Raw genomic sequence first — 17,628 nt, forward strand, 5'->3', positions numbered from 1 at the left:
ATAATCAGCTATTTGTAAATTCAATAAATTTTTCAAGTTGCTCTAAAGCCTTACCGGAGTCAATTATTTCACTAGCCAAATCAACACCTTCCCTTAATGAATCGACTTTTCCTGCAACATACAATCCTGCAGCGGAATTCAAGAGAACAGCATTCCTTCTCGGACCTTTTTCACCATTCAATATTGACAGAGTAATTTCAGCATTCTCTTTTGCGTCCCCACCGACAATATCCTCTTTGGATGCCAACTCCATTCCGAAAAGTTCCGGTGAAATTTCATAAGACATTGTTTTACCATCTTTAAGTTCACATACAAATGTTTTATCACTGACTGAAATTTCATCCATGCCGTCCATACCGTATACGGATACTGCAGATTTTACACCCAGATTATTTAATACATTGATTAAAGGTTCTACTAATTCTTTTTCATAAACACCGAGAACCTGCATTGTAGCCCCGGCAGGATTTGTTAGCGGGCCTAAAATGTTAAAGATTGTTCTGATTGAAAGCTCTTTTCTAACATTTGCCACATATTTCATGGACAAGTGATAATTTTGAGCGAATAAGAAACACAGATTAATTTCATCTAGACATTTCAAGCTTTTTTCTGGTTCAATGTAAATGTTTACTCCAAGTTGTTCCAAAACGTCTGCCGCCCCACATTTGCTGGATGCTGAACGATTTCCGTGTTTTGCAACGGGAACACCTGCAGCCGAAATGACAATTGATGAAGTGGTTGATATGTTGAATGTGTTTGAACCGTCTCCTCCGGTTCCGACTATTTCCAAAACTTCCTTGTCGTTCAATAACCTTACACAATGAGCCCTCATAGCTTCTGCAGATGCTGTGATTTCATCTATTGTCTCTCCTTTCATGGACATTGCGGTTAAATAGGCACTCATTTGAACTTCACTTGCTTCACCGCTCATGATTTCATCCATGGTCTGATATGCTTCATCATAAGTTAAATCTTCATGTTTATATACTTTTAAAATAGCTTCTTTAATCATAAAATCCCTTTATCAGTTTTTTCTATAAAATTCTTAATAATTGTCAACCCATCAGGTGTCAAAATTGATTCCGGATGAAATTGAAGGCCATATACATTAAAGTCCTGATGCTTTACAGCCATGATTTCGCCGTCATCCAATGATTTTGAAATGACTTCAAGACAGTCCGGAAGAGTATCTTTGACTAAACTCAGTGAATGATACCTGCCGACAGTAATCTCACTCGGCAAGCCTTTGAAAATATAATCATAATCCAGTGAAATGTTTGAAGATTTTCCGTGCATCAATCTTTTGGCATGGGATATCCTGCCGCCGAAGGCTGTGCAAATCGCTTGATGGCCCAAGCAAACTCCCAAAATAGGAATGCTGTCATGGAACTCCTTTACAATATCAACGCACATCCCCGCATTTTCAGGCTTTCCAGGCCCCGGAGACAATATGATGCATTCCGGATTTAAATCCCTTATCTCTTCTATAGTTATCTTATCGTTCCTATAGACCAAAATATCTGAATTCACCTCACCTATCAGCTGAAATAAATTATATGAAAAACTATCATAATTGTCAATTAAAAGAATCATTCAATACCTCCATCTGCAATATTTAATGCATTGATAACCGCTTTGGCCTTATTCAAGCATTCATCAAATTCCTTGTCCGGAACGCTGTCGGCAACGATTCCCGCTCCTGAACGGATGAATACCTTATTATTTCTGGCAAACGCTATTCTTATTGAAATGCAAGTATCAATATTTCCGCTTAAATCTATATATCCAATAGCTCCGCCGTAAATTCCTCTTTTGTTGTTTTCAAGTTCATTGATTATTTCGCATGCTCTTATTTTTGGAGCACCGGACAATGTTCCTGCAGGCAATATTGAATCGATAGCTGAAAGCGAATCCAAATCGCTTCTTAATGTTCCTGTTACAGTAGATCCAATATGCATTACATGGGAAAACTTTTCAATTGACAAATACTTCTCCACACTTACAGAGCCTATTTCTGATATCCTTCCGATATCGTTGCGCCCCAAATCAACAAGCATATTATGTTCCGCCAATTCCTTTTCATCAGCCAGCAATTCTTCCTGTAATTTCAAATCTTCCTCTTCGCTCTCTCCGCGAGGTCTGGTTCCGGCTAGCGGGAATGTATACAGCTTATCTCCATTCAACTTAACTAAGGTTTCCGGTGATGCTCCAGCAATCTCAATATCATCGCTTGAGAAATAAAACATGTAAGGAGAAGGGTTGGTGGTTCTTAAAACCCTATATGTATCAAATAGGCTTCCGGAAATGTCTGCTTCAATTCTATTCGAAAGCACAACTTGAAATATATCCCCCTCATAAATATAATTTTTTGCCTTTTCAACCATTTCACAATATTCCTCGCGTGAAAAAACAGGTTTAAAATCTGATTGTAAGCTGAGTGGTATAATTTTAGATTTTTTACCGTTTTTGATTAATTCAGCAATGTCTTTCAACTCCTTACATGCCTTTTCATAATTAATCTCCAAATTATCAGTTTTGATATTAGAAATTAGAATGAGCTTCTGTTTAAAATTGTCAAAGGCAATGACCTTATCAAACAGCATCAAATCAATATCCTTAAAGCAGTCTTGATTTTCAGCATCTAAATTAAGTGACGGCTCTACATATTTTATATAATCGTATGCAAAATAACCAACAAAACCTCCGGTAAATGGTGGCAAATAATCAAATTTTGGAGATCTGTTTTCATTTACCAGACTTTTTATGATTTCACTGGGATTATCGGTTTTGATTACTTTTTCATCATCATTCAATCCGTTGAACTCTTCATCGCCCCTAATGCATACAACACCGTCCTGACATGTGAACTCCAATATAGGATTAAAACCTAAAAAGCTGTATCTTCCCCATTTCTGTGAATCCTCAACACTTTCCAACATGTATGTATGCTTACTAGTAGACTTTAAAATCCTTAAAACTTCTATTGGAGTAACCATATCTGAGAATAACTCATAAGATATGGGTATTCGCTTATATTCTTTATTTTCTGCAATTTTTTTAACTTCATCTAAACTTGGGGAAAACATCTTATCACATTTTATCCTTTTTCATAATATACTTAGTATAATGCACTATTTAAAACCTTGTTGTCATAATTTGTACATTATTGGAAAAAATAAAAAAAATTTAATTAATCTTATCCTGTTCTTTGCTGAACTGGATAACAATTTTTTTAATAGACCTGCTATCCAAATAAGGGAGTTTTTCTGAAATTTCCCTTTCCAAATCCTTGTTTAACTGGAGTCTTTTCTCAACATATTCCTGGCCTTCAAACTCACTGCGATACTGCTTATTCAAGTTTGAATATTTGGTGATTAACGGTTGAAGTATTTTGCCTATGTCCTCATCCAATCTGTCATTGACAATTTTCTGCTTTCTGATTTCAATGACAAAACCAACGACAGTAATGAAAAACCCTAAAACAGTGATTGTTAAAGCTGGAACAAAAACCTTATCATTATCTATGAAAACGACAGTAAGGACAATTCCAATAAATATTAATGCAATTCCAATTTTTCTTAAATCCATTTTAAAACTCCTTAAAAGATATCTATATCTTATTTTATTTAAGATTATGTAATTCCTCAATAATCGAAACTGCAATCAGAACAGCTGAAACAATTGCCAGAACAGACATGATTAAAACAACAATGCCATTTGTAAATAGGACATTGTTTACATCACAAATAACTATGCTTTCGGCAATCAGGTTATTTAAAAAATGAGCCAAAATTACAACGACAATATTTTCTGTTTTTACATATAAAATCCCCATACAGACTGCAAAAACAAATGCCGCTATAATGCTTCCAAAGCTATGCAATGAAGCAAACATCAATGAAGTGATGAGTATAGAAAAGGTTGTAGGAACTATTAAATTCAATTTATTTATTAGAACGCCCCTAAAAATCAGCTCCTCAACAACAGGGGAGATAAAAACTGTGGAAATGAAACTAACAGAAATGATTGAATTAATCAAATACATAGAAGACAAATGAAAACTGACTAAAAAATCCAGTGAAGGAAATGTTTTTAACAGGAATTGGGACAAATACAGGAGCCCATAAGAGATGAAAATGTTTAGAAGGACAACTATCAAAATGGATTTCATCGAATCTTTTGAAACCGCCTTAAAAATGTCTTCTTTTAGCCCTGAAAAATCTCCTATTCTATAAATGAAATATGCGATTATAAACAGATTGATCCAGGGCCCTCCAATGTCAATATTGAAATATGTTAATAAAAAATAGGAAAAATATAGAATAAGTATTAAAAATAATACCTCTTTTAAACTAATCTGTTTAATTTTTTCGTTAAAAATTGACATTTTATCAAAAAAGGTTTTAATTAAAGTAAAGTTAAATTTAAAGATTAAATTTTAGATAGGATACACTAAATAGTGAATTAAAAATAACTAATCAAGACTGAGTTCATAATTAATTATATTTCCCAATTCATTTAATCATCTTCTTTGAAGATAAAAACATCTTCTATAGCATTTTTACCCAATGTCTTAGTAATGTGATAGGCCAATAATAAGGAAGGGTTATAGCGAGCATTTTCTAAAGCATTTATTGTTTGGCGTGTTACACCAACCAAATCGGCTAGTTGTTGTTGGGTTATGCCTTTTTCTTGGCGTAACGGCCTTATCATAGTTTCCAAATAATCACCTATTATAAATTATAATAGCGTTATTAAATCTTTATATAAAACAATATAAATGTTTGCCAAAATTACCTAAACTATAAAATAATTGAAAATTAAATAGTATAATGTTAAGTTAATAATTTATGAGAGTTGATAAAAAATGGCAATACACCCTATTGAATTTAGATATGGGACACCTGAAATGAAAAATATATGGGAAGAAGAAAATAAATTACAAAGAATGTTAGATGTTGAATCTGCATTGGCTCAAGCTGAAGGAAAACTTGGCATAATACCACAGGAAGTCGCTGATGAAATCGCTGCAAAAGCAAACACAAAATATGTAAAATTAGAAAGAGTTAAAGCTATTGAAGCTGAAACAAACCACGATATTGCTGCTTTATCTAAAGGAATTACAGAAGTATGCGAAAACGGTGCCGGCGAGTATGTGCACTTTGGAGCAACATCCAACGACATTGTAGACAGTTCAAATTCATTACTAATTAAAGACTCCATTACAGTACTAAAAGAAAAGCTAGAAAGATTAACAAAAATCATGCTTGAATTGACAAAAGAACACAAAATGAAGGTTTGTATCGGCCGTACACACGGTCAACATGCACTCCCAACAACATATGGAATGAAATTTGGTTTATGGGCTGATGAACTCCACAGACAATATGACAGATTAGAACATGCAGAATCAAATGTTTGTATTGGAATGATGGATGGAGCAGTGGGCACTACTGCAGCTTTAGGAGAACAAGGATGGGAAATTCACAAAAGCGTAGCAGAAATATTAGGCCTGCCTGCAGCAACAATTACCAACCAAGTGGTTCAAAGGGACAACCATGTAGAATTCATTAGTGTACTGGCCAATATCGCAAGTACCTTAGATAAAATTGCACTTGAAATCAGAAGTTTGCAAAGAACTGAGATTATGGAAGTGGGCGAGTACTTCGATCCTGAAAAACAAGTTGGAAGCAGCACCATGCCTCACAAAATGAATCCAATCACTGCTGAAAGAATTTGCGGTGTTGCAAGAATTGTAAAATCATATGTTAATGCGGCATTGGACAACAACCCTCTTTGGCACGAAAGGGATTTAACCAATTCCTCCTGTGAAAGAATTATGTTTCCAGAAAGCTGTATCTTAACTGATTATATTTTAAACTTAACAATAAAATTAATGTCAAATCTCGTATTCTATGATGAAAACATCGAAAGAAACTTGAACTTAACTAACGGTTTAATTATGGCTGAAAGATTAATGGCAGAACTTACCCGTGCAGGAATGGGAAAACAAACCGCATATGGAATTGTAAGAAAAAATGCTATTAAAGCAAATAAAGAAAAACTATTGCTCGGCGAGTTAATCCTGGAAGACGAAGAAGTTCAAAAATACTTAACTCAAGAAGATGTTGACAAAATAATGGATCCTCACACCTACACAGGATCTATACCTGCAATTATCGATGAATTGCTTGAAAAATCAGAAAGTTGGTTTTAAAATTTAAAAAAGAATTAATTGATTAAATCAATTAATTTTTACTATTTTTTCTTTTTATTTCTGGAACATATCTCTTAAGCATTAATGAAAGAGTTATGACTGTTACTGAACTCATTGCCATAGCAAGACCTGCCAATGCCGGTTCAAATGTGATTCCGAAAGTAGGATATAAGACACCTGCAGCAATAGGAATCAATATTGTGTTATATGCGAATGCCCAGAAAATGTTTTCTTTAATCCTGCGCATCACTTTTTTAGAAAATTGAACGGCAGCAACCACATTTTCCAAATCTCCTTCCATAACAACAATATCACCGCTTTCCATAGCAATATCAGTACCGTTACCCATAGCTACCCCAATGTCTGCCTGAGTAAGAGCAGGGGCATCGTTAATACCATCTCCAACGAATAAAACTTTTTTAGTATGATTTGCTTGAGCCTGTTTAACAATATCTAATTTGTTTTCAGGAAGAACCCCCGCCTTCACATTGTCAATACCGACTTCACGGGCAACATTAAGTGCAGTGGATTCATTGTCTCCTGTTAACATGTAAGTTTCAACGCCCATCTTGTGCAGTTCATCAATTGTCCTTTTGGATGTTGGTTTAATCTTATCGGACAAGCTTAAGATGCCTTTTATGGATTTATCCTGAGCTAAAAATATGATTGTTTTAGATAATTTTTCAAGTTCATGATACTTATCAATCAAGTCATCGGAAACTTCAACTTCTTCGGATTGCATTAAAGCCAAATTACCTGCCAAAACTTCACTGCCATTTAATACGGCCTTTAAACCTTTACCCGTGATGTTTTCAAAAGTTTCTGTTGATTCCAAACCAATATTCAATTCCTTAGATTTGTTCACAATGGCTTTAGCGATTGGATGATTGGAATTCTGTTCAACACTGGCTGCAAGCCTAATTAATTCTTCATCAGAAACTCCATATGCAATAACATCATCGACTTCCGGTTTTCCTTCAGTGATTGTTCCTGTTTTATCAAATGCGGCTACATCAATTTGTCCCGCATTTTCAAGGGTATCCCCATTCTTGATTAAAATTCCGTATTCTGCAGCCCTTCCAACACCTACAGTAACAGCTGTTGGAGTAGCAAGACCCAATGCACATGGACATGCGACTACCAAAATTGAAATCAAACATGTGAGTGAGAACAGTAAAGAAGCTCCCAATACAAAGTACCAGATTAAGAATACGACAATTGCTATTGTTAAAATGACTGGAATAAAGTATGACACGATTGTATTTGCAAATTTTTGAACTGGAGGTCTTGAAGACTGTGCTTTTTCAACCAAACGGATGATATTTGACAATACTGTCTCTTTACCAATCTTTTTAGCTTTGATATGCAATACTCCATCCTGATTAATTGTTCCTGCAAATACTTCCTCACCATCTTTTTTAACTTTAGGAATCGGCTCACCATTAATCATTGATTCATCAACATAAGATTCTCCGCCGACAACATCACCGTCAACAGGAATCTTTTCACCAGGTTTGACCAGTAGCAAATCATCCAAAACAATATCGGAAATGGAAACTTCCTTTTGAGAGATTATTTCGCCATTTTCATCGATTTCGATAGCTGTTGCGACAGTCGGCTGAAGGCCGATTAATTCACGGATTGAATCAGAAGTTCTTTTCTTGGCTCTTGCTTCAAGATATCTTCCAATCATTAAAAATGACGGAAGCATTACTGCTGAATCATAAAACATGAAAGTATGGTCCAATACGATGTGGAATGTTCCGAAAATACTTGAAATATATGCAACCAAAATACCCATTGAATACATTACATCCATATTCAAGTTCTTATGCATTAATCCGTTGATTCCTGCTTTTAAGATAGGTAATGAAACATATAAAAATGGAATAATACTTACGAGTAATGAAAGTAATCCTTTTGAACTTATATCCAGACCAGTGGCCTGATTTAAAGATTGAACTACTCCTGATAATGGGTCCCATCCGCTGAACATTAAAATGACTAAGATAACTGAAAAGAATAAACCAACAATAATCCTGTTGCGTTTTTCTCTTAAATCCTGCTGGTAAATTTCCTCTTCATCAATTTCAGTTTGTCCTTCAACGCCTAAAAGCTCAAAACCTAAAGAAGTGATTACCTCATCGATTTCATCCAATGTAACTTTTGATGAATCATATCTAATTCTTGCAGATTGGGAAGTCAAATCCGCTTTTACGTCAAAAATACCGTCCAATCTAATTAGAAAATTCTCAACATTCATTGTACATGAAGCACAATGCATTCCTTGAATTCTTATTGTCATTTCATCAGTGTGAAGATCAAAACCAAGGTTTTTTACCAACTTTTCCATTTCTTCATAGGAAATCTTTTTAGTATCGACCGTAATATGTAATTTGTTTGCTGCAAGGTCCGCATCAACTTCTTCAACACCTTCAATCTTACCAAACGTTTTATTTACGCTTAAAACACAAGAAGCACAATGCATTCCCTCAATTGGCAAATCCATATGTTTATGTTTCACCAGAATCACAACCGTTTCTATTATATGAAACAATATATTGCTTTCAAACAATATAAAAGTTTAGGCAATGCTAAAAATAAGTAACATTTATGTCCTTGTGAGGGATTGTTCTTCTAAATCTCAGTTTAGGATATCCAATAATAAAAGCAGAATACATATGTTTATTTTTATTGATTTTTGGGAAAAATTCCATTAGTTTATCATGATTAATTTCATCAGCTTTGAGAATAAACAATGAATAAAATCCACCTAAGCCCAATGAATAAGCAAGTAATTCCAAACGAGCATTTGCAATAACCGCACTTGTTTTATCGGTTGAAAATGTTAAAATAAGTTGTTTTCCTTCCCATAATAAAGGATGGAATTCTTTTGTAGTGTTATCTTTTAAATAATCGCCAAATTCTTTAATTCTAAAAAATTCATCTTCTTTAACTTTAATGATTTCATAAACAAGATTCATAAAATCGTCAAGTTTCTCATCCAAAACTACAAATTCAACATCTTGCTGGTTTTGAGCAGAAGGAGAGTAATAAGCCCCTTCAAATAATTTATCAAATGTTTCCTTATCAATTTTTTTATTTTTAAACCAACGCACAGACCTTCTCTGTTTTAAAAATTGAAGTAATTCCTCATATTCAACAGGGATTTCACGAGGATTATAATCTTGAATTCTGTCTTGCTTACCTTCAAAAGACTTAAGTGTAATGGCTTTTTGTTTGCAAATCGCCATACAATGTCCGCATTCGAAGCAATTGCCCCCAGTTTCCACTGCAAAATCTTCTACAATGATATTGTCACGAATACAAACTTGCATGCATTGTTTGCATGCAACACATAACTCCTCATCAATTATTAGCTTCATTTAATCAATTCACCATCTTGGAAAACATTTAAAACATTATCATTATCACTTAAAATGGAAACATCATCTAAAGGATTGGAATTAACCAAAATCAAATCAGCCACACAATTTTCTTTTACTTGACCTAGATTGTTTTGACCTAAAAATTCCGCTGCCTTTATGGTTCCGCAAGCCATTGCTTCAGCTTCACTCATTCCAATGTCGGTTAAATGAACCAATTCTTCCAGATTATGTCCATGAGGAATAACACCACTATCAGTGCCCATTAAAATATTAACACCTTCCTGATAAGCAGCAGCAATATTTTCTTTGTGAACCTTAACTATTTCCTTTAATTTAGCTGTCTTTTCATCGGCATAGCTATCCCAAGCAGGGAACCCATTCTTATATAAAAATTGATGAACCAATAAGGTCGGAACTAAACTAACGTTATTTTTAACCATTTTACAAGCTGTTTTTTTATCAATGAATGTTCCGTGTTCAATTGATGAAAAACCTGCATCAATACAGTTGTTCATCCCTTTTAAACTATGACAATGAGCTGAAACTTTCATATTACTTGCATTAGCTTCACATACAATGGTTTTTAGTTCTTTCTTATTGAATTGTGGAAATTCCGGTGAAGTATTGGTTGTTAAAACTCCTCCACTGCACATTACCTTAATAAAATCAGCACCTGCTCTTTTAACTTCACGAGTCTTTTTTAAGACTTCTTCAATACCATCACATCTTCCCTTTGGAAAACCAGGGTACATTATCTCCATATCCCATCCGGAAGGTAGGAGCAAGTCAAAATGCCCTCCAGTCATGACAAGAGGTGTTATGGATAAATGGATTTTAGGAGCAGTGAATAATTTTCTCTGTTGAGCTAATTTAAAGCCCAAATCAGCAGATCCGCAATCCCTAATTGTTGTTACACCTGCATTGATTGTCTGTAGTGAATGAGGAACAGCATTATAAAAATGAATTCCTAATGGATTTGCCATATTCTCTTCCTTGTGGAAACCTTTTGCAAAAATGTGAGTGTGACAATCAATAAATCCTGGAAGCAAATAATTGTCTTCCCCATCAATGACATCAACCTTGCTTTTTGTAGATATTTTATCTGAAGAAATTTCCTTAATAAAATTATCTTCAATCAATACATTTTGATGAGTTTTTAAATCTTCCTGTGGATTGATAACATTTACATTTTCAATTAGAGTTTGCATATTATCTCCTTTTATAATATTTCAATTGTTCCATTGTCCCCATCAACTTCAACTAAAGTTCCAGTAGTCAAATCTTTAGTTTGGGCCGGTGAGTCCACCATTGGAATATCAGACATTATAGCTCCAGTTGCTATAATTGGCTCTGCATTAAGACAGATTATCGCATTAGGAGCTGTATTGTTCTTCATCATTTGGAAAATAACATAAGAACCCACAGTAGAACCTTTTCCACCAGGGATAAACAGAACCTTGTCTTTTATGCATTCACCTTTTAATTCATGATTAGGGTCAATTATTACACCAGTCTCTGGATTAACCCCACCAAGAAAGCTAATAGGTTCTGATGAAACAATTAATTCACCCTTTCCTTTTCCTTTTGCAATATTTCTACATTTAATCATTAAAATCACTTAGAATAATTCATCCTCAACATGTTCTCCTCTATTGATAGCTTCTGTTGATCTAATAGAGTCAATTAAAGCCCAAATCCAAATAATTGGCATTAAAATAAAACCTATGAGTAAAAATACAAGAATAAATGAAATTATATAACCAAGTATAAATATGATTCCTTTTTTATTCAAACCAAGATATAACTGTCCTAAACCAGGGAATATGATACTTAAAATTGCAGATAATATTACATTTTTTTCTTCAGAAGACCTGATATTAGCTACCCTTACTCCACAATGCGGACAAATTTCAGCATTTATATTGATTTTTTCACCGCATGATTGGCAGAATTTTGTTTTCTGTTCTTCTTCTTGAATAAATTTAAAACCACATTGAGGGCAAAAAGTTGTTCCTATACTAACTTCTGTTCCGCAATTACTGCAGAATTTAGATTTTTTAACAGTATCTTCTTCAGTTTCAGATTTTTCAGTTTCTTCTTCAGACTCTTGTGAAGCAGTATCATCTATGACTTCAGCAGCCTCTTCAACAACAGGTTCATCAACAACCTCTTCAGCAACCTCTTCCTCTTCAACAGGCCCCTCAACAACCTCTTCAACAACAGGTTCATCAACAACCTCTTCAGCAACCTCTTCCTCTTCAACAGGCCCCTCAACAACCTCTTCAACAACAGGTTCATCAACAACCTCTTCAGCAACCTCTTCCTCTTCAACAGGCCCCTCAACAACCTCTTCAGCAACCTCTTCAACAACAGGCTCCTCTTCAACAGGTTCTGCATCAGGAAGACGAGAACCACAATTTGAACAGAATTTTGCTTCTTTCACATCTTTTCCACAATCTGGACAAATAACCATTTTTAACACCATATATTAATTTATTATTAACTATATAAAAATTAAATCACATCTTTTTTCATTATTTCTCTTAAAACAGCAGTTGCATAAGATCCCTTATTTATTGAAAATTCACATAAAACGCCATCATCTGTTGCATTTGCTGATGCATCCCAAATTTGGAATCGCATTGAACGTCTAAGGCCATGACTTCCCAAACGAGGCATTTTTGGAACTTCAAAATCTTCTCTTGTAATATTATAATTCTTTAAAATGTTTTCTTCCATTTCACCAACAACCCCTCCTGCAAATGGGACTTTTGTACCATATAACGGGCATGTTGGACTGGCTTGGAAGTTATCAATCAATTCCTGAAATTCTTCAGGAGTCTTATCGCGAACAATATGCTCTTCTGAATCAATTACGATATCCCCTTCAATATACTTGTTTATTCCCATTTCAACCCTTTTGCTTACAGCCTCATTGAACAAATATGATTGATAAGCGTGGACAAACATTCTTTGAAGTGGCTTAGGAAGTGCATGCAATGCATTCATATAAGATTTGTCAGTTAATTCTCCTTTTTTAGAATCCCTAATCAATTCTTTAACCATCATTTTTTCATAACGCATTCCCTTACCCATTAAATTAAGGGCTTCTTCAAGGTTTCCGTCATCAAATGCCTGTCTTGCCATCTGATTGTCTTCACCCTCATCGCTTTGGGGATTGCCAATATAAACTTGAACAGCCTTTTCAAGATTATTTTCAACAAGCGCTTCACCGACCAAATGAGTTATTGTTCTTGGTTTTCCAAACCTTTGCCAACCGAAATAGTTAGGAACTCCTGTGACTTCCAATTCCTTTAAAACATCGTTTGCTATATCTGCACTTTTTTCAATATCATCCAAATCCCTAATAAGAATCTTGAATTTGTTTCCCTTAAGCTGGCCCATTCTAAGCTTTTTGCGGCCACGAACTATTTTTAAAAAATCAGTCTTATAGATATCCAGGTTTTCAACCTGCTTGAATTGCTCCTCTGAGTCCATGTTGGCAATGCATATCCATTGGCGAGTGATTGCCTTTTTATCTTTCATTCCTGCAAAGCCCATTCTCTTTCTTGAAATATGCAAATCACGAGCGATATCCAAAACAACATCCAAGGTGGTTCTTCCTAATTTTTCAATCCATACATAAACGTTAGGTCCTTCACCCTCCGGGATGACTTCAGGAATTTCTTCAACATAAAAATCTTCATATTGGTTTCTTATTGTTCCACCAATACCTTCTTGAGTTGTAACATATGTATTAGCATTTAACATAATAATCACGGAAATATAATGCCCTGACCGGGATTTGAACCCGGGGAATGGGATCCGCAGTCCCATGTGTTATCCAAACTACACCATCAGGGCCAACAAAATAAGATAACATATAGTATTATGATTTTAATAGTATTTAATTATTGCCATACAGACAATGTATAAGAGTAATCGCCATAACTTCTTGTTGCTACCGAAACATTACGGGCTTTTGAATAATCCCCTGATGATGCCAATACTTTTTCATTTAAAATATTGTTTTCGCTAAAACGATAGTTATCAAGATTCATGCTTTTGAACTTGTTTTTGCAGATTCTTGAAACATTGTCAATTGATTCTTTTGAATTTTCATTTTCCCTTAAAATTTTAGAAATCTCACCCAGAAACGTTTCATCAGTGAAATTCACCTTTCCAGTTAGAATTTCCATTGTATCCTGAGCTATCTTGATTTCTTGAGAGTCATATGAATAATCAGGACTCGAAATTGAAATAGCCGTATTGACGGCAAAAAATACGATTAAAAGTAAAACCACTGCAAGAATTGCATCAATAATGTAAAAATATCCTTTTTCATCTAACATGTTCAAGAGTTAGATGTTAAAATTTATAAAAAATAGCAAAGTGTGAAAGCGTGATTTTGTGAAAAATCCCACTTCACAAACATTAATTAATAAAAGAAGAAAAATTCACAATTTTTCTTCATACAATTTTTAGATTTAATTTCCTTTAATATAATCGATGACTTTATCTTTTTTGGCGATTGCCGCATCTGAAGCCCTTTGAACTTTTTCTTTCATTTCTTCAAAGTCTTCAGGGGTTGTTTCACCGACCAATTTTTTAATTTTGGTATATGCTGCTTCCCTGAATAATGGAACTAACAGTTCTTCAGATGAATCCTCTTTAATTAAAATCGGCTTGCCTGAATTGTTTACTTCTCCAATTTCAGATATTGCAACATCATATTTAGCAACCGCTTTTTTAATGTCACCAACAATTTCAGGAGGTGCAATCAGCATTAATGAATCGGTTGAAACTCCTAACGGGTCGATATTTAATGATTCAAGCATGTTCAACACATTTGGAGCGACCATTTTTCTGATTTCTTCTTCATGGAACTCTAAACCAACGCCAGTTGTATTTGATATTTCATGAGCATCTCCTCTAAGACCTCCATTGGTTACATCAGTCATTGCATGAATGTCTTTTACAAGATCTGCTTCAAACAAGGCATGTGATGCTTGAACAAAGTTTACATTCATTGTATCCCATACAACATCAAAGAATCCGTTGTATAAAGCGGTTGTGGTAATAGTTCCTCCACCAGAACCTTCAGTCAAAAGGATTATATCCCCTTCTGTAGCTCCTTTTCTTGCAGTTGGAGGATGATTGGATACACCAACGCTTCCAACAGCTGAAACAAATCTATCACCTAAAACCATGTCCCCTCCAACACGAAGGGTACTTCCAGCAACGATTGGAACATCGACAAGTTCGGAAACTGCTGCAACACCTGCGGTAAAGTCAAATATTTTAGCGACATCACCGTCATCTGCAAGGTGAACATCACTTAAAATAGCTACAGGATCAGCCCCCATTACACAAACATCCCTTAAGGTAGCACGAGTTACATGAAAACCACCTAAAAACGGATATTCGCTTAAACGTGAATGGATTCCATCAACTGCTGTTGTAATATATACTTCATCATTGTTCGCTTTTGCTTTAACAACTCCCCCATCATCCTGTTCAGATGGATTGACCAATGATGCAGTGTTTGTTGATGAAACGATTTCTGCTATTTTTCTGTGAACAAAGAAGTCTCCGGCTCCACGGGAACCGACTCCCATTTCGCCCATTAAGACATCAGCTTTGTTGACATTGGCAATTTCTTTTAAAAATTCATCATCGCTTTCCTGTAATTTAAGAGTTGTTGAAACTTCATCAATTACCGCTTTTGCCATTTCAACTGAGTTTTCTTCAGAAATTTTCTTATATTCTCTAATCCTTACAGCTAAAATTTCTGCTAGTTCATTATAATCATAATCATCAATTCTAGCCCTTACAAATCCTTCAATATCCATAGTTAAATCTCCAAATTAGTGAAATTTTTCAATATTTTTAATCCTGCAACACCGCTTTTTTCCGGGTGAAACTGTGTTGAAAATAAATTATTTTGACTTAAACTAGCTACAACATCACCGCCATACTCACAAATGCCTGCAATAATGCTTTCATCATCAGGCACTACATGATAAGAGTGTACAAAATAGAAGAATTCTCCATCAATGCCCTCTAAAATCGGTGAATCGTTTACTACATTTAACTTGTTCCATCCCATATGAGGTATTTTAACGCCTTCAGGCAAGATTTCCACATGTCCATTAAATAGGTCCAAACCTTTAACCCCCGGCGATTCATCACTTGAACTCATTAAAACCTGTTGGCCAAGACAAATTCCTAAAAATGGCTTATCATCACCAACATGTTCATGAATTACATCTTCAAATGGTTTTAAATTCTCCATTGCACTTCCAAATGCACCAACACCAGGCAGGACCAGATAATCACTATTTGCAATGATTTCCTTATCATCAGTGATTTGATAGTCAACACCGATTTTTTTAAATCCATTTGAAATGCTTTTTAAGTTTCCACTTTTATAATCAATAATCGTAATCATTCATCTAACCATCCAATAGCTGATCTAATCATTCCGCCAAAGTCTGAAAATACTATTTCATCTGTTCCTAAAGTTTTTGAGTGGGCGTCAAGCTCTGCAACAACATGAGTGTATCCAAGCTCTTTTAACGGCTGAACCAAACGAGGCCCATCAGTTACGGCAACTGATTCTGCATCAAAATCTTCAATCGGGAATGCATGAGGAACACCAAATACGACAATTAAGTCCAAATCTTTATCTCTCAAGTATTCTGCTGCATTATTGGCTGTGATTGGATATTCATCAAGACCTCCGGTGATGAAATCAGGTTCCATGTCAAGCTGATTTTTAATATTCACCGCATGCTGCCTGATTCTAGGCAAACCAATGTTTTCATCCAAATTAGCCACAAAAATAGGCTTATTATCAGGATTGATTTTTTCATAATCGAAATTTATGATATCAGCAAATAAATATGATGTTTCTTTCTTAACGTTCAATACAAAAGCAACTTTCTTATTGTCTTTCAGGGCATTGACAACAGTTTTAGCAACATTTTCCTTTGAATCTCCAAAATCAGGTTTAATGTATTTACCTTGGGCCATTCCACGGGTTTTTTCGACTTCTGTTGCTTTTTCAAGCATTTCAATTTGGCGGTCTGCTTCTTCACGAGGTATTACACCACATTCAACTGCCGCATCTAAAACCATAATTGCCCCAACAGTATTGTCACCTTCACCAGATCCTCCATGAGATTCGACCGGAATAACTGTGCATGGCAAATCTGCAGTTGCTATTGCCTCTTTTAAGTCTTCACCAATAATCATGCTTGCACAGGTGCCTGCAATACCCATTAGTTTTGGATGAAACAACTCATAAGCTTCAATTAATGTATCGACTAATTTTTCACCTGCACCTAATATGAAATCGTTTTCAGACATCCCTGTAGTTACAACACGAACACCGTCGCTTTCCAAAAGCCTGGCTGTCCTAAAACAGCATCCAGTTGGTCCGTGCATAATAATAACATCAACATTCATATCCCTTAATGTATAAAGAGTAGCTGCAATTGGACTTGGTCTCGGATGTATAATTTTTATCACCTAAATTAAATTAACAAATAAATATTTTAAATTCTTAATTAATATAATTATACAATTGAACAATTGGGAGATTGTATTATGAAACTTGATGAAAAAATTTTAGAGGAAAAAATCAGAGAATACAGAAAATCAAAAAGCTGTTCCGAGTCAACCTTAATGGGCCTTTGTGAAACTGCTGATGCCGACATTACCTCTGAAGAAATGACCAAGCTAGCCTGCGGATTTGCAGGTGGAATGGGTGGAACCTTTGATGAAGGAACCTGCGGTGCCGTAACAGGCGCTTTAATGGCCAATGGTATTGTTTTGGATGATGTCGGCAAAATCAAAGCAAACGCCAAAGAAATTTTCAACACTTTTAAAGAAGAATACGGAAGCGTATGCTGTGGTGTAATAACCAACAACGGCGAAGATAAGTCACCTTGCGTTGACTGTTGCGTATTCATTGCAAAAAAAGTTGCTGATTTATGGGATGAATAGCTAACGCTTATC

At 35.0% G+C, this 17,628-nt stretch carries 18 protein-coding genes and 1 tRNA gene; 2 read left to right on the plus strand and 17 right to left on the minus strand.

The genetic code is table 11. The annotated features are described in order from the left end of the window. Positions 1-4: 4 nt before the first annotated feature. The 6 genes from trpD to TL18_RS09980 all read right to left on the minus strand — a co-directional run bounded on the left by trpD (position 5) and on the right by TL18_RS09980 (position 4,722). Entirely contained in the window at positions 5-1,012 is a 1,008-nt protein-coding gene (trpD, locus tag TL18_RS09955; RefSeq protein ID WP_067044995.1) for an anthranilate phosphoribosyltransferase, read from the minus strand. Next, positions 1,009-1,593 carry an aminodeoxychorismate/anthranilate synthase component II gene (locus tag TL18_RS09960; RefSeq protein ID WP_067044999.1) on the minus strand — a complete coding sequence of 195 codons (585 nt, stop codon included), beginning with the start codon at positions 1,591-1,593 and terminating at the stop codon, positions 1,009-1,011. The genes trpD and TL18_RS09960 overlap by 4 nt, the downstream gene beginning before the upstream one ends. Further along, positions 1,590-3,086, minus strand: coding sequence for an anthranilate synthase component I (trpE, locus tag TL18_RS09965; RefSeq protein ID WP_067045002.1), 1,497 nt, complete (start codon positions 3,084-3,086; stop codon positions 1,590-1,592). The genes TL18_RS09960 and trpE overlap by 4 nt, the downstream gene beginning before the upstream one ends. Positions 3,087-3,186: 100 nt before the next feature. Further along, complete coding sequence (locus TL18_RS09970) at positions 3,187-3,588, minus strand: hypothetical protein (RefSeq protein WP_067045005.1); 402 nt, start codon at positions 3,586-3,588, stop codon at positions 3,187-3,189. Positions 3,589-3,622: 34 nt separating this feature from the next. Beyond that, positions 3,623-4,387, minus strand: a complete 765-nt coding sequence (locus TL18_RS09975; RefSeq protein WP_067045008.1) for a CPBP family intramembrane glutamic endopeptidase — start codon at positions 4,385-4,387, stop codon at positions 3,623-3,625. Between the two features lie 131 nt (positions 4,388-4,518). Next, positions 4,519-4,722: a helix-turn-helix transcriptional regulator gene (locus TL18_RS09980; RefSeq protein ID WP_067045011.1), complete on the minus strand. Its 204-nt coding sequence runs from the start codon at positions 4,720-4,722 to the stop codon at positions 4,519-4,521. Positions 4,723-4,867: 145 nt separating this feature from the next. Between TL18_RS09980 and purB the strand changes: the two genes are divergently transcribed. Beyond that, positions 4,868-6,217: an adenylosuccinate lyase gene (gene purB, locus TL18_RS09985; RefSeq protein ID WP_067045014.1), complete on the plus strand. Its 1,350-nt coding sequence runs from the start codon at positions 4,868-4,870 to the stop codon at positions 6,215-6,217. A gap of 31 nt (positions 6,218-6,248) precedes the next feature. Here purB and TL18_RS09990 read toward each other — a convergent pair whose 3' ends face one another. From TL18_RS09990 to cfbD, 11 genes are all read right to left on the minus strand, one after another. Continuing rightward, positions 6,249-8,744 (minus strand): heavy metal translocating P-type ATPase, encoded by a 2,496-nt coding sequence (locus tag TL18_RS09990; protein WP_067045549.1) that lies wholly within the window; start codon positions 8,742-8,744, stop codon positions 6,249-6,251. 67 nt (positions 8,745-8,811) lie between these two features. Next, on the minus strand, positions 8,812-9,603 hold the full coding sequence (locus TL18_RS09995; protein WP_067045017.1) for a nitroreductase family protein: 792 nt from the start codon (positions 9,601-9,603) through the stop codon (positions 8,812-8,814). Then, complete coding sequence (locus tag TL18_RS10000) at positions 9,600-10,814, minus strand: amidohydrolase family protein (RefSeq protein ID WP_067045020.1); 1,215 nt, start codon at positions 10,812-10,814, stop codon at positions 9,600-9,602. Before TL18_RS10000 ends, TL18_RS09995 begins: the two co-directional genes overlap by 4 nt. A gap of 11 nt (positions 10,815-10,825) precedes the next feature. Then, on the minus strand, positions 10,826-11,215 hold the full coding sequence (locus TL18_RS10005) for a DUF126 domain-containing protein (RefSeq protein ID WP_067045024.1): 390 nt from the start codon (positions 11,213-11,215) through the stop codon (positions 10,826-10,828). 9 nt (positions 11,216-11,224) lie between these two features. Beyond that, a complete protein-coding gene (locus TL18_RS10785; RefSeq protein ID WP_082706467.1) occupies positions 11,225-12,079 on the minus strand; it encodes a zinc-ribbon domain-containing protein in 855 nt (284 codons plus the stop codon). Positions 12,080-12,120: 41 nt separating this feature from the next. After that, positions 12,121-13,377: a tRNA pseudouridine(13) synthase TruD gene (gene truD / locus TL18_RS10015; RefSeq protein ID WP_067045027.1), complete on the minus strand. Its 1,257-nt coding sequence runs from the start codon at positions 13,375-13,377 to the stop codon at positions 12,121-12,123. 19 nt (positions 13,378-13,396) lie between these two features. After that, positions 13,397-13,470, minus strand: a tRNA-Arg gene (locus TL18_RS10020). A gap of 47 nt (positions 13,471-13,517) precedes the next feature. Further along, on the minus strand, positions 13,518-13,958 hold the full coding sequence (locus tag TL18_RS10025) for a hypothetical protein (protein ID WP_067045030.1): 441 nt from the start codon (positions 13,956-13,958) through the stop codon (positions 13,518-13,520). A gap of 135 nt (positions 13,959-14,093) precedes the next feature. Further along, positions 14,094-15,458 carry an AIR synthase-related protein gene (locus tag TL18_RS10030; protein WP_067045034.1) on the minus strand — a complete coding sequence of 455 codons (1,365 nt, stop codon included), beginning with the start codon at positions 15,456-15,458 and terminating at the stop codon, positions 14,094-14,096. 2 nt (positions 15,459-15,460) lie between these two features. Continuing rightward, the gene (hisH, locus tag TL18_RS10035; protein WP_067045037.1) at positions 15,461-16,057 is read right to left on the minus strand and encodes an imidazole glycerol phosphate synthase subunit HisH; all 597 of its coding nucleotides are present in this window, start codon (positions 16,055-16,057) and stop codon (positions 15,461-15,463) included. Continuing rightward, complete coding sequence (gene cfbD, locus TL18_RS10040; RefSeq protein ID WP_067045555.1) at positions 16,054-17,127, minus strand: Ni-sirohydrochlorin a,c-diamide reductive cyclase catalytic subunit; 1,074 nt, start codon at positions 17,125-17,127, stop codon at positions 16,054-16,056. The genes hisH and cfbD overlap by 4 nt, the downstream gene beginning before the upstream one ends. Positions 17,128-17,217: 90 nt before the next feature. Here cfbD and TL18_RS10045 point away from each other — a divergent pair, with 90 nt between their 5' ends. Next, positions 17,218-17,616: a C-GCAxxG-C-C family protein gene (locus TL18_RS10045; protein ID WP_067045040.1), complete on the plus strand. Its 399-nt coding sequence runs from the start codon at positions 17,218-17,220 to the stop codon at positions 17,614-17,616. The last annotated feature ends 12 nt before the right edge of the window (positions 17,617-17,628 follow it).

It is taken from the genome of Methanobrevibacter sp. YE315 (assembly GCF_001548675.1).
Classification (GTDB): Archaea; Methanobacteriota; Methanobacteria; order Methanobacteriales; family Methanobacteriaceae; genus Methanocatella.